We start from the raw sequence: 12,975 nt of genomic DNA, 5'->3' as shown, positions 1-12,975 counted from the left end.
ATTTATGGCGTCTGCAAACTGGGTCGATTTATCGAAAGATAAAGACAGCGGGATCGAGACGATCCACGCCCATTTCGAAGGCCATGCTTACGATCCTCACTGGCATGACAGTTATCTGGTCGGTGTCACCCAGTACGGTTTGCAGCAGTTCAGCTGCCGCCGCCAGAAGCATCAGAGCCTGCCGGGTAAAGTGTTTATGCTCGAACCAGGCGAAATTCATGACGGCGATGCCGTGCAGCCCGGCGGTTTCACCTATCACATGTTGTATCTCGAGCCGCAATGGCTGAGCCGTGAACTGGCGGCACGGCGTGATTCCCTTTCTTCGGCCGGTGATCCGGGTTTCGAAAATACCTTAGCGCAGGATCCGCAACTGGCACTGGCGACGTCGCAGGCATTTCAGGCGCTGCATGGTAAAGACCTGCGCATCGTGCGTCAGACCGCGCTCGACGCGCTGCTCAGTGCGCTGGGCGGTCATCTCACCTGGCAGCCGCCGCGCTCACAAGGCGTTGCACCGTGGTCACGGGTGGCGCATCAGGCACGGGAATATCTGCATGCCCATCTGCACGAAGATATCGGTCTTGAGCAACTGGCGGCAGCGACCGGCGAAAGCCGTTTTGTAGTCAGCCGTGCGTTTAAAGCTGAATTTGGACTACCGCCGCATGCCTACCTTATTCAGCTGAAACTGACCCGTGCCCGCGAAGGTCTGGCGCGGGGACACACACCGGCAGCGGTGGCGGCGGATTTAGGCTTTGCCGATCAGAGCCATCTCGGGCGCTGGTTCCGCCGTGCATATCAGCTAACGCCTGCGCATTACCGGCGTTTATGCACAAATCTTCCAGATTGAGAAAAAGCGACAGGCTAAGCTCGGCACTCAACTGAACCGGAGCCTGTCATCATGAATACGTCTGCAACAATTCTGCCCCCGTCCCCGGAACGCTGTGTGATTGTGATCAATCAGCAACTTGCCGCCGGACACGCCGCCAATGCCGCCGCCGTACTGGCCCTGACGCTCGGACAACGCCATCCGTCGCTGGTAGGCGCACCACTGGTTGATGCCGATAACCGCGAGCATCCGGGGCTGATCCCGATTGGTATCAGCGTGCTGGTTGCCGACAGCGAACAGCTCACGCAACTCCATCAGAATCTGCTTAATGACGACGAAATGGATGGTATTATTTTCCCGGTCGGGGGACAGCAGACCACTGATTATGCTGCCTTTCGCGAAGCTGTGTCTGTTGTACCGACGGACAATCTGCAACTGCTGGGTATCGCGCTGGCGGGCAAAAAGAAAGTGGTGCGTAAGCTGACCGGCAAACTCGCTTTGCTCGGCTGACGCCTGTCATTTAAGTGTCACACTTGTTCTCTACTCTCCTGATATTCAAACTAATATCAGGAGTTTTCCCGTGCGCAAGACCCTCGTTGCTCTGCTGCTTTTCACCCTCGGTTCCACGTTTGCCGTCCAGGCCGCTGACGAAGCCAAACCCTTTATCACCAGTCAGGAACTGGATCTGACCAAATATCTGCCTGCGCCACCGGCGGATGATTCGGCACAGACCAAAGCGGAACTGAAAGAATTGCTGGAAATTCAGGCCACCCGTACACCGGAGCAGGAAAAAGCGGCGATTGCCGATGCTGAGGAAAACGTCTGGCGTTTTGCCGATGTGATGGGGCCGGACTTTGATGCCGCAAAACTGCCTAAAACCGCAGCACTGTTTGATCGTATTGTTGCGACCGAAGATGTGGTGGACGATCACGCCAAGAAAGCCTTTAACCGCCCGCGTCCTTACATGCTGGATGAACAGATCCATCCGCTGCTGAAAAAATCCAAATCCGGCTCATGGCCTTCCGGTCATTCGACTATCGGTTACCTGATGGCGACCGTGCTCGGTGAAATGGTGCCGGAAAAACGTAATGCGCTGTTTACCCGTGCAGCCGGTTATGCCGAAAACCGTCTGGTGGCTGGTTTCCATTACCGTTCTGATACCGTGATGAGCCGCACCGGTGCTGCGCTGATTGCCCAGAAAATGGAAGAGCAACCGGATTTCAAAACCGAATTCGACGCGGCGAAAGCGGAAGTTCGTGCACAGCTTGGTCTGAAATAATTTTCGTCAGTTCCTGCCTTTCCGGTAAAGTATGGGGCGTAAAACTTGCAAAGGAAGGGACTGATGGAATACAGATTCAAGCGGATGGCATCACCGGTCGGGTTACTCACACTGGCGGCGAAAGGCGACAAGCTGACCGCCATTTTGTGGGAATGTGAAATCGACGGACGCGTGCCTTTGGGCACGATGCTGGAAGACCCGGCGTTTCCGATTTTGCTGAAAACCGAACAACAGCTGAACGAGTACTTTGCGGGTGAACGTACACGTTTTGAGCTGGATCTGGATTTTACCGGCACCGAATTTCAGAAAGAAGTCTGGGCGGCGTTGCTGGAAATTCCTTTTGGTGAGACGCGCAGCTACGGCGAAATCGCCCGACGCATCGGTCGCCCGAAAGCGGTTCGCGCCGTGGGTGCTGCCAATGGTCGTAATCCGATTTCTATCGTGGCGCCCTGTCACCGGGTAATCGGTTCTTCCGGCAAATTAACCGGCTTTGCCGGCGGACTGGAGAACAAGTTGTTGTTACTGAAGCTGGAAGGCCGTAAATCGTAAGGTTTTTATTGGGGAATAAATTGCTTGATGTCCGCTTGTTAGTCGATGCATAGTCAAAAAATAAGCAGTAAATAAAAAAGACAACATCACCTACAGACGGAGTTTTAAATCAATGGATCAGATTCAATCCCTCGGACAGTTTTTATCCTCAGTCCAGCAACGCGACCCGCATCAGGTCGAATTCTCTCAGGCCGTACGTGAAGTCATGACCACGCTATGGCCTTTCCTCGAACAAAATCCACAATACCGCCGTTCTGCATTGCTGGAACGTCTGGTTGAGCCGGAACGTGTCATTCAGTTTCGCATCGCGTGGGTGGATGACAAAAACCAGGTGCAGGTCAACCGTGGCTGGCGTGTGCAGTTCAGTTCAGCCATCGGCCCCTATAAGGGCGGGATGCGTTTCCACCCGTCGGTCAATTTATCGATTCTCAAATTCCTCGGCTTCGAGCAAACCTTCAAAAATGCGCTGACCACGTTACCGATGGGCGGTGGCAAGGGCGGCAGCGATTTCAATCCGAAAGGCAAAAGTGAAGGCGAGATCATGCGTTTTTGTCAGGCACTGATGCTGGAACTTTACCGTCATCTGGGGCCGGATACGGACGTGCCTGCGGGCGATATCGGCGTCGGCGGGCGTGAAGTCGGATATATGGCGGGGATGATGAAAAAGCTCTCCAACAATACCGCCAGTGTTTTCACCGGCAAAGGCTTGTCGTTCGGTGGCAGTCTGATCCGCCCGGAAGCGACCGGTTACGGGCTGATCTACTTCACCGAATCGATGCTCAGACGTCATGGCCTGGATTTCGAAGGCATGCGCGTGGCGGTGTCCGGTTCCGGCAACGTCGCGCAATATGCCATTGAAAAAGCCATGTCACTGGGCGCACGCGTGATCACCGCATCTGATTCCAACGGCACCGTGGTTGACGAAGCCGGGTTCACCCCGGAAAAACTGGCACTGCTGACGGAAATCAAAGCCAGCCGCGACGGTCGCGTGGCAGATTATGCACAGAAACTCGGGCTGACGTATCTCGAAGGCCAGCAACCGTGGAATGTGCCGGTGGATATCGCATTGCCTTGCGCCACGCAAAATGAGCTGGATGCATCAGCGGCGCGTGTGTTGATCGCCAACGGCGTGAAAGCGGTGGCCGAAGGTGCGAATATGCCGACGACAATTGAAGCGACTGATCTGTTCACCGATGCCGGTGTGCTGTTCGCGCCGGGTAAAGCGGCGAATGCGGGTGGCGTAGCGACCTCGGGACTGGAGATGGCGCAGAACGCCGCGCGTCTAAGCTGGAAAGCCGATGAAGTCGATGCGCGTTTGCGCCACATCATGCTGGATATTCACCAGTCGTGCGTCGAGTACGGCGGCGAAAGCCAGCAGACGCAGTATGTGCGCGGGGCGAATATTGCGGGCTTCGTCAAAGTGGCAGATGCCATGCTGGCGCAGGGCGTGCTGTAAGCCAGAGTGTCACCTGAAGGACAATGAATTTAGCCAATAAAAAAGCCGACTTGAAAAAGTCGGCTTAGTCATTTGATTGCAAAGCTAAAATTTGGTGGCCCTTGCTGGACTTGAACCAGCGACCAAGCGATTATGAGTCGCGTGCTCTAACCAACTGAGCTAAAGGGCCGAGGTGCAGGATTATACGGTAAACTCTGCTTACAGGTCTATATGTGTTCGGTCTGTATGCGCGTTTTGTGCACAGTTTTAGTCTGTTGTGTTCACAGCTTTTTTACCTATAACTCAGGTAAATACATCTTAAGGGATAATAATGATTACAGATATTATTGCCACGGATCTTTCTGTTGTGTTTTGCGGCATCAATCCCGGCCTGTCCACTGCTCATCATGGTTTCCATTTCGCTAATTCCAATAACCGTTTCTGGAAAGTTATCTATCAGGCTGGTTTTACCAGGCGTTTACTGAAGCCTGAAGAAGAACAGCATTTGCTGGATACCAGGTGCGGGATCACGATGCTGGTGGAACGTCCGACCGTTGAAGCAACGGAGTTGGTTCGCGATGAATTGCGGGAAGGGGGCGCAGCGCTGACGGCGAAAATTGAGCACTATCAGCCGCGTGCGCTGGCTGTTTTAGGTAAACAGGCATTCAGCAAAGCATTTGGTATCAGCAAAGTTAACTGGGGGCGTCAGACGCTGAAAATCGGTGACACAGAAGTCTGGGTGTTGCCTAACCCAAGCGGCCTGAACCGGGCGACGCTGGATGAGCTGGTATCGGCATACCGTGAATTATTCTTATCAATACAAACCACAGCATAACGCTATGGCCTCTCCCTCTTATCCATTCTGATATAAAATATCAATATGTCGGTATTTTTTAAAAATAATCTTGTTTTTGGCTGTTTTTACGAACCATTTCACTGTTAAAGCAGCTTTATTCTCTCCCGGCTCCTCATGAATACATTTGGATATTTAATGTAAGAGGAATGCTTCCCCCGTGTGAATACGCTCAACTGAACTAAAACTTATTCCATCGCCTCATTCGGGGTGAGCAGCAAAGCAGTCGGGCAATGTGATTCTTCAGGAGCAGGAGATATGGCTAATGTTGAAACAGAAGAAAGACAGGAGAATCTGGAGGAATGGTTCGAATTATTTTCAGGACTACCGCTCCGGCATTCGGAAAGAGAAGCAAGACTAATCAACTTTTGTGAAAAGAACCGTGTCAGCATTATGTCGGTGATGCCCTGGATAGCGTCGGAGTTTGCTGAACACGGGGGATTTTCCGGATTATTTCATTTTATTCATCTCCACGGAGGGAGAAAAATATATATGCCCAAAGAGGCAGAGAAGTTTCATCAGATCTACGGGATTAATATTCCGCAAAATAAATATAACAGAATTTATAAAAAAATTCATTCTTCTGGATATCTGGATACGCCATCCAACTGGGGTGTGTTTATCGCTATTCGCCGGGCAGCAATGCAGGTGGCGATGAAAGAAGATATTCCGGCAAAACTACTCACACAAACTTATAAAGGGAATGTCTATATTGATGCCTGCGAATCTGCAGATAATACGGAGGATCTGCTTAGCTTCGCCGAAACGTTTTATCTGGATTTTCATGCAGATCATCAGACATCAAAAGTATTGGGTATTACCGGTGTGAGTCAGGGGATGATTCCCTTACCTGACGACTCAAAATGGATTGAAGTGGATCCGGAACTCAGTTAGCAGAAAATGGAAGTAATGATGACTTCAGTAAGATGCAAATGAAAAAGCCCCGCCGTTTCCAGGGAAAGGCGGGGCTTTTTATTGGCTGACAGCCTGAGAACGATTAATCGTCCAGGAAGCTGCGCAGCACTTCGGAGCGGCTTGGGTGGCGCAGTTTACGCAACGCTTTCGCTTCGATCTGACGGATACGTTCACGGGTAACGTCGAACTGTTTGCCCACTTCTTCCAGCGTGTGGTCAGTGTTCATATCGATACCGAAACGCATACGCAGAACTTTCGCTTCACGTGCGGTCAGGCCAGCCAGAACGTCATGTGTTGCAGAACGCAGGCTTTCAGACGTTGCAGAATCCAGTGGCAGCTCGAGGGTAGTATCCTCGATGAAATCGCCCAGATGCGAATCTTCATCGTCGCCGATTGGCGTTTCCATGGAGATTGGCTCTTTCGCAATTTTCAGCACTTTGCGGATCTTATCTTCCGGCATCAGCATACGTTCAGCCAGCTCTTCCGGCGTTGGTTCACGGCCCATCTCTTGCAGCATCTGACGGGAAATACGGTTGAGCTTGTTGATGGTCTCAATCATATGTACCGGGATACGGATGGTACGCGCCTGGTCGGCGATGGAGCGGGTGATAGCCTGACGGATCCACCAGGTCGCATAAGTTGAGAACTTATAACCACGGCGATATTCAAACTTATCAACGGCTTTCATCAGGCCGATGTTACCTTCCTGGATCAGGTCAAGGAATTGCAGACCACGGTTGGTGTATTTCTTCGCGATAGAAATAACCAGACGTAAGTTTGCTTCAACCATCTCTTTTTTCGCGCGACGGGCTTTCGCTTCGCCGATCGACATGCGACGGTTGATATCTTTAACCTGTTCGATAGTCAGGCCAGTCTCTTCTTCGATCTGACGCAGTTTCATCAGACCGCGCTGCACGTCTTCGGTGACTTCTTTCAGCTTTTCAGACCAGGGTTTACCCATTGCCAGAGCTGCATCAAACCAGGTATCACTGGTTTCGTTACCGGCGAACAAATTGACGAAGTTTTTCTTCGGCATTTTGCACTGCTCAACGCACACTTTCATGATCAGACGTTCCTGCATGCGGACGCGATCCATCATGGAACGCATGCTGTTGACCAGGAAGTCGAACTGTTTTGGCACTAAACGGAACTGTTTGAACACATCGGACAGCTTCAGGATTTCTTCTGCTGCGCTCTTGTGGCTACGGCCGTTTTTCTTGATGACCAGACGCGTTGCTTCATGCTGTTCACGCAGTTCGGTGAACTTCTGGCGAGCCAGTTCCGGATCGATGCTGTTGTCGTCTTCAGCGTCGTCGTCTTCATCTTCGTCTTCGTCGTCGTCATCCTGCTCTTCAGTGGTCAGTTCAGAACCCACATGAGTTGCCGTTGGCGCGATTTCTTCTTCAGCGTTCGGGTCAACAAAACCGGTAATCAGATCAGACAGACGAACTTCGCCTGCTTCCACACGGTCATATTGCTCTAACAAATAAGTGATAGCTTCAGGATATTCGGCAACGGAGCACTGAACCTGATTGATACCGTCTTCGATACGTTTGGCGATGTCGATTTCGCCTTCACGGGTCAGCAATTCAACGGTACCCATTTCGCGCATGTACATACGCACAGGGTCGGTGGTACGGCCAATTTCTGATTCAACGCTGGAAAGTACCTGCGCCGCCGCTTCTGCAGCGTCTTCGTCGGTATCAGGACGGTTTTCGGCCAGCATTAAATCATCGGCGTCCGGTGCTTCTTCAAGTACCTGGATGCCCATGTCGTTAATCATCTGGATGATGTCTTCGATCTGGTCGGAATCGACGATATCTTCCGGCAGATGGTCATTGACCTCAGCATAGGTCAGATAGCCTTGCTCCTTACCACGGGTGACAAGTAGCTTAAGCTGTGACTGCGGGTTTTGCTCCATAAGACGGTATCCACACTTCAGAGTATTTGGGTTGGTGTCGGTCGGATAACATCGCCAACAATAACGTTAGGGGCGTTTATTGTGCCGCGGCCCACCAGGGCGGCTCTGCGCAGGGCCGTGCCCCGCTTTTTATCGGCACTTAAGCCGTTTTTTCGGTTTTACCCGTCGTACTTCGCGTTGCAGATGCGTTGGCTGCTCTTATCGCCCGCGGTATAAACTCATCGGGACTCTTCGTTTGCTGCCTTTCAGTAACGCGAATTACTTGGGGTAATTATATGTTTTTGTTATAAAAGCTTAACTTTTTCTCGCTAATACCTGATTCAGGGAACTGACTTCGGTCCGTTCCTCGGGACTCAGGCCGTGCGTCCTGGCTTTTGCAATCAATGTTTCAAGCCGCTGCTCCAAAATCGAGTCATACAGGCTGGCTAGCGTGGCACGAAATTCCTCTTCGACCATGTCCTCTACGATCATGTGGTTCCATGTCGCCAGAGTTTCAAGCTGTTGGTAGAACTTATTGTCGCGATAAAGTTCCAGTAACTGGCCGGTTGTCAGCCCCGGTTGGGCTAAGCAAGTGGTCACTAACTCACTGAACAGATCCAGTCCTGGTTGCTTCGCTTGCTCCAAACCTTGCAGTGAGGGTATAAGTGTAGCCAGTTGTGGATTTTGTACCAGTAACCCTATAAGTATACGCATGGTTGTGCGTTTTAGCTGGGGCGCCTGATAGACATTGCTACTTTCTGCCTGTTTAGGCATCAGCTTTTCCAGCTGGCTGTCATCCAAAATACCGAGCTTATTCCCTAACTGTTGGCGCAAATACATCCGTAACGTTTCACCGGGAACCTGGCGTATCAGCGGCAATGCCAGCATGCTCAATTTGGTGCGCCCGTCAGGGCTGCTCAAATCTACCTGCGGCAACAGCGAATCAAACAGGAAAGTGGAAAGCGGCATGGCCTGTTCCATTCGTTGTTCGAACGCTTCTTTACCTTCTTTACGCACCAGCGTGTCCGGATCTTCGCCGTCGGGTAAAAACATAAAACGCAGCTGGCGACCATCATTGAGATACGGTAATGCCGTTTCCAGAGCGCGCCATGCGGCTTCACGTCCCGCGCGGTCACCGTCGTAACAGCAAACCACATTATCTGTGCTGCGGAACATCAGCTGAATATGATCAGCGGTTGTGGATGTGCCCAATGAGGCAACGGCGTAATCAATGCCGAACTGCGCCAGCGCGACGACATCCATATACCCTTCAACCACCAGTAAACGCGGCGGCGTAGGATGCTTTAACTGCGCTTCATACAGGCCATACAACTGACGGCCTTTATGGAAAATTTCGGTTTCCGGTGAGTTCAGATATTTCGGCGTACCGTCACCGAGAACCCTGCCACCAAAGGCAATCACGCGGCCACGTTTATCGCGGATAGGGAACATCACCCGTTCGCGGAAACGATCATAACTGCGGCCATTGTCATTAGTGACCAACATACCGGCATCAATCAGAGACGCTTTATCATCGGCATTTTTACCGAAACGCTTTAATGCGTTGTCCCAACCCGGTGGGGCGAAACCAATGGCGAAATGGCTGATGACGTCTTCACTTAAACCGCGCCGGGCCAGGTATTCCCGTGCGGGAGCTCCTGCAGGCTGTTTAAGTGACTGCTGATAGAACTCGCTAAGCGGTGCCATCAACTGGTAGAGGCTTTGACGCTGATGACGCTCCATCTGGCTCGGACCGGTGCCTGCTTCGTACGGCACTTCCAAACCCTGCATTGTCGCAAGTTCCTCAATGCTTTCGACAAACTCAAGCCTGTCATAGTTCATCAGGAAATCGACGGCGTTGCCGTGGGCACCACAGCCGAAACAGTGATAAAACTGCTTATCGCCATTTACGGTAAATGAGGGTGTTTTCTCATGGTGGAAAGGGCAGCACGCGTGATAGTTTTTACCTTGTTTCTTGAGCTTTACCCGGGCGTCGATCAGATCGACGATATCGATGCGAGCCAGCAAGTCATTGATAAATACGCGCGGAATTCTCCCAGCCATAAGCCCCTTACTCACTAGCCTATAAACGAGAACAAGCCGCGCATTCCTTTCGGAAAGCACGGCCTTCGTATGCTACTACGCAGTCTGCGCGTTCTTAATATTGCAAATCACGCGATTTGGGGTTGCCCCCGAAGATTAATACAGACGAGTGCGGCGTGCGTTTTCGCGAGCCAGTTTCTTGGCGTGGCGTTTTACTGCAGATGCTTTAGCGCGTTTACGTTCGGTAGTCGGTTTTTCATAGAACTCACGACGACGAACTTCTGCCAGAACACCTGCTTTTTCGCAGGAACGCTTGAAGCGACGCAGAGCTACGTCGAACGGCTCGTTTTCACGTACTTTAATTACAGGCATGTGCCTCTCACCTCGATAAAATCGGTTTGTTTGCTGATGTTGTACCAGCACATTTCAAAATGGTGCGGAATTTTACTCCAATTCGCGTCGTCTTGTAAAGCATAACGGCAAATTGAAACAGGCGCTTTCTGCAACCCTTCTGCAACATTGTGCGCTCGCTTTTGCGTCGGGCGGCGATTATATACCAATCAGTCGAAATTGCTCGACATTAATTGGCCTGTGAAGCGAGGAATTCCCACTCCGGTGCAGCACCGGCAGAAGCTTGTGTGCTAAACTGCGCGCCGCGAGTTAGCGCGAAAACATGATGGAAAGAGTGATGCGAGTACTGGGTATTGAAACGTCCTGCGATGAAACCGGAATTGCAGTTTATGACAGCGAAGCCGGTTTGTTAGCCAACCAACTGTATAGTCAGGTAAAACTGCATGCAGATTACGGCGGCGTGGTGCCTGAACTGGCATCGCGTGACCATGTACGTAAAACAGTACCCTTGATTCAGGCCGCGCTGAAAGAAGCCGGGCTGACCGCTCAGGATATCGACGGGGTGGCTTACACCGCCGGCCCTGGCCTGGTCGGGGCGTTGCTAGTCGGGGCCACCATCGGGCGTTCCCTGGCCTTTGCCTGGGATGTACCTGCGGTGCCGGTGCATCACATGGAAGGCCATCTTCTGGCACCGATGCTGGAAGATAATCCGCCGGATTTCCCGTTTGTGGCGTTGCTGGTTTCCGGTGGCCATACGCAGTTAATCAGCGTTACCGGGATCGGCGAATATACCTTGCTCGGCGAATCCATTGATGATGCTGCCGGTGAAGCCTTTGATAAAACGGCTAAATTACTCGGCCTTGATTACCCGGGTGGCCCGTTGCTGTCGAAAATGGCTTCTCAGGGTGTTGCAGGACGTTTTACCTTCCCGCGCCCGATGACAGACCGGCCGGGGCTGGATTTCAGTTTCTCCGGCCTCAAAACTTTCGCAGCGAATACCATTCGTGGCAATGACAGTGACCCTCAGACGCATGCCGATATCGCCCGCGCTTTTGAAGATGCGGTGGTCGATACGCTGGCGATTAAATGTAAACGCGCACTCGACCAGACGGGTTTTAAACAGCTGGTGATGGCCGGTGGTGTCAGCGCGAACCGCACATTACGCACCAAACTGGCTGACGTAATGGCGAAGCGTGGCGGCCAGGTGTTTTATGCACGTCCTGAGTTCTGTACTGATAACGGTGCGATGATCGCGTATGCGGGTATGGTGCGGTTGAAAAGCGGTGCAACGCCCGATCTCGGTGTGACCGTTCGCCCGCGCTGGCCTCTCGCTGAGCTTCCGCCAGTCTGAGTCAGGCCTTCGCCAGTCTGAGCGGGGCTGCGACTGCGTTGCTGCGCCGACCCGAAATGCTCACATACTCAAGTATGCTGCGCTTTCAGCTCTCCTGGCGCCTTGTCTCGCTCCCGCTCAGTCAGGCTTGCTGCGCTGAAAAAACCAATAAAAAACGACCTACTGAGGTCGTTTTTTTATGTCTGAAGTCTGACGTTATCCGCTATCCGGCTTTATCTTCTTTTGTGGCTTTACGTTTCTTCTTCAGCTTATCCCAGATTTTTCCTTCCTGGCCCCGCCACAGACGCTGGATATTGTCGTGATGACGCAACAGGATCAGACATGAAAGCATCGCAACCGGAAAGGTAAACTCGGGTTTGAACCACCAGACGTAAAAGGGGGCTATCAGTGCGCTGACAATGGCGCCCAGTGAGGAATAACCGCTCAGCAGCACGGTCAGCAGCCATGTACCGGTCATCAGGCCGGTTAAGTCCCAGCCGATCGGGGCAATGGCGCCGAACGCTGTGGCAACACCCTTGCCGCCTTTAAAACGGAAGAATACCGGGTAGATGTGGCCGAGACACGCCGCAATCGCCGTCAGGCCAAGATACATCGGCGGAATGTTCAGGCGATATGCCAGCCAGACCGGCAGCATGCCTTTGAGGACATCGAAAATCAGAACAGCCGCTGCAGCCAGACGGCCGCCAAGGCGTAAAACGTTGGTGGCGCCAGGATTGCCTGAGCCCGCCGTACGCGGATCAGGTAAGCGGGCTACCCGGCAGACCAGAATCGCACTGGAAATCGAGCCGCAAAGGTAGGCGAAAATAATCATTCCAAGCGCGGTAGCACTCATAAAGCCGTTCCGTCTAATAAGGGTCGTTTTAATCGCAACATCCATGGATAATACGCATTTTCTGCTGGAAGTGGTATCCGGCTGGGCCAAAAACAGAGAATCGCGTGATGGATATCGTATTTATTGAGCAACTAAATGTAATCACTACTATTGGCGCTTACGAATGGGAACAGACCATTAAACAGAAACTGGTCTTCGATATCGAAATGGCCTGGGATAACCAAAAGTCCGCCGCCAGTGACGATGTGAATGATTGTTTAAGCTATGCTGATGTCAGTGACGCAGTGATCGAGCATGTTTCTTCACAAAATTTCGCGCTGGTTGAGCGCGTAGCGGAAGAAGTTGCGACATTGCTGCTGAGCCGGTTTCATTCCCCGTGGGTTCGGATTAAGCTCAGCAAGCCGGGTGCCGTTGCTCAGGCGGCCAATGTCGGTGTGATTATTGAGCGCGGAAAGCGTTTTTAAATCCTGTCATGGATAAAATTTAAAAAACGCTTGTCTATTTAATGTCATAAAGAAGCGTTAAAAGGAAAGTCCGGGTTGCCGGGGTTTCTTTAATGAAGCGGCTCAGCATGATGCCGCTTTTTTATTGTCTGTTTTGTAAGCATATTTCCCATAGCGGATCTTTTAAAGGGTAGGGTGCGA

The 12,975-nt window shown here is 52.0% G+C and carries 13 protein-coding genes and 1 tRNA gene; 9 read left to right on the top strand and 5 right to left on the bottom strand.

Annotated features, from left to right (window positions below):
* Positions 1–4: 4 nt before the first annotated feature.
* The 5 genes from ACOZIO_RS16310 to gdhA all read left to right on the top strand — a co-directional run bounded on the left by ACOZIO_RS16310 (position 5) and on the right by gdhA (position 4,107).
* Positions 5–844 (top strand): AraC family ligand binding domain-containing protein, encoded by an 840-nt coding sequence (locus ACOZIO_RS16310; RefSeq protein WP_421595501.1) that lies wholly within the window; start codon positions 5–7, stop codon positions 842–844.
* A 51-nt stretch (positions 845–895) separates the two neighbouring features.
* The gene (locus ACOZIO_RS16305; RefSeq protein WP_421595500.1) at positions 896–1,333 is read left to right on the top strand and encodes a DUF2000 domain-containing protein; all 438 of its coding nucleotides are present in this window, start codon (positions 896–898) and stop codon (positions 1,331–1,333) included.
* Between the two features lie 70 nt (positions 1,334–1,403).
* Positions 1,404–2,102, top strand: a complete 699-nt coding sequence (locus tag ACOZIO_RS16300; protein ID WP_129954452.1) for an acid phosphatase — start codon at positions 1,404–1,406, stop codon at positions 2,100–2,102.
* Between the two features lie 63 nt (positions 2,103–2,165).
* Positions 2,166–2,651 carry a methylated-DNA--[protein]-cysteine S-methyltransferase gene (locus ACOZIO_RS16295; RefSeq protein WP_129954454.1) on the top strand — a complete coding sequence of 162 codons (486 nt, stop codon included), beginning with the start codon at positions 2,166–2,168 and terminating at the stop codon, positions 2,649–2,651.
* 112 nt (positions 2,652–2,763) lie between these two features.
* Positions 2,764–4,107, top strand: coding sequence for an NADP-specific glutamate dehydrogenase (gene gdhA, locus ACOZIO_RS16290; protein ID WP_129954456.1), 1,344 nt, complete (start codon positions 2,764–2,766; stop codon positions 4,105–4,107).
* A 92-nt stretch (positions 4,108–4,199) separates the two neighbouring features.
* On the opposite strand, the gene ACOZIO_RS16285 is transcribed toward gdhA, so the two are convergent.
* Positions 4,200–4,276 (bottom strand) — tRNA-Ile (locus ACOZIO_RS16285).
* Positions 4,277–4,417: 141 nt separating this feature from the next.
* Here ACOZIO_RS16285 and mug point away from each other — a divergent pair.
* Both mug and ACOZIO_RS16275 read left to right on the top strand, forming a co-directional pair.
* Complete coding sequence (mug, locus tag ACOZIO_RS16280; RefSeq protein WP_129954475.1) at positions 4,418–4,921, top strand: G/U mismatch-specific DNA glycosylase; 504 nt, start codon at positions 4,418–4,420, stop codon at positions 4,919–4,921.
* 276 nt (positions 4,922–5,197) lie between these two features.
* Positions 5,198–5,833, top strand: coding sequence for a hypothetical protein (locus ACOZIO_RS16275; protein WP_421595499.1), 636 nt, complete (start codon positions 5,198–5,200; stop codon positions 5,831–5,833).
* 103 nt (positions 5,834–5,936) lie between these two features.
* Here ACOZIO_RS16275 and rpoD read toward each other — a convergent pair whose 3' ends face one another.
* From rpoD to rpsU, 3 genes are all read right to left on the bottom strand, one after another.
* On the bottom strand, positions 5,937–7,775 hold the full coding sequence (gene rpoD, locus ACOZIO_RS16270) for an RNA polymerase sigma factor RpoD (protein ID WP_129954477.1): 1,839 nt from the start codon (positions 7,773–7,775) through the stop codon (positions 5,937–5,939).
* A gap of 294 nt (positions 7,776–8,069) precedes the next feature.
* Positions 8,070–9,818, bottom strand: coding sequence for a DNA primase (gene dnaG, locus ACOZIO_RS16265; RefSeq protein WP_129954479.1), 1,749 nt, complete (start codon positions 9,816–9,818; stop codon positions 8,070–8,072).
* A gap of 135 nt (positions 9,819–9,953) precedes the next feature.
* Complete coding sequence (gene rpsU / locus ACOZIO_RS16260) at positions 9,954–10,169, bottom strand: 30S ribosomal protein S21 (protein WP_001144069.1); 216 nt, start codon at positions 10,167–10,169, stop codon at positions 9,954–9,956.
* 316 nt (positions 10,170–10,485) lie between these two features.
* On the opposite strand from rpsU, the gene tsaD reads away from it, so the two are divergent.
* Positions 10,486–11,499: a tRNA (adenosine(37)-N6)-threonylcarbamoyltransferase complex transferase subunit TsaD gene (tsaD, locus tag ACOZIO_RS16255; protein ID WP_129954481.1), complete on the top strand. Its 1,014-nt coding sequence runs from the start codon at positions 10,486–10,488 to the stop codon at positions 11,497–11,499.
* 202 nt (positions 11,500–11,701) lie between these two features.
* On the opposite strand, the gene plsY is transcribed toward tsaD, so the two are convergent.
* Positions 11,702–12,331, bottom strand: coding sequence for a glycerol-3-phosphate 1-O-acyltransferase PlsY (plsY, locus tag ACOZIO_RS16250; protein ID WP_129991612.1), 630 nt, complete (start codon positions 12,329–12,331; stop codon positions 11,702–11,704).
* Between the two features lie 107 nt (positions 12,332–12,438).
* Here plsY and folB point away from each other — a divergent pair, with 107 nt between their 5' ends.
* Positions 12,439–12,795, top strand: a complete 357-nt coding sequence (gene folB, locus ACOZIO_RS16245) for a bifunctional dihydroneopterin aldolase/7,8-dihydroneopterin epimerase (protein ID WP_129954485.1) — start codon at positions 12,439–12,441, stop codon at positions 12,793–12,795.
* The last annotated feature ends 180 nt before the right edge of the window (positions 12,796–12,975 follow it).

The organism is Rahnella sp. PD4 (assembly GCF_049199325.1).
GTDB lineage: Bacteria > Pseudomonadota > Gammaproteobacteria > Enterobacterales > Enterobacteriaceae > Rahnella > Rahnella perminowiae.
This window is presented reverse-complemented; position numbering and strand designations above follow the sequence as displayed.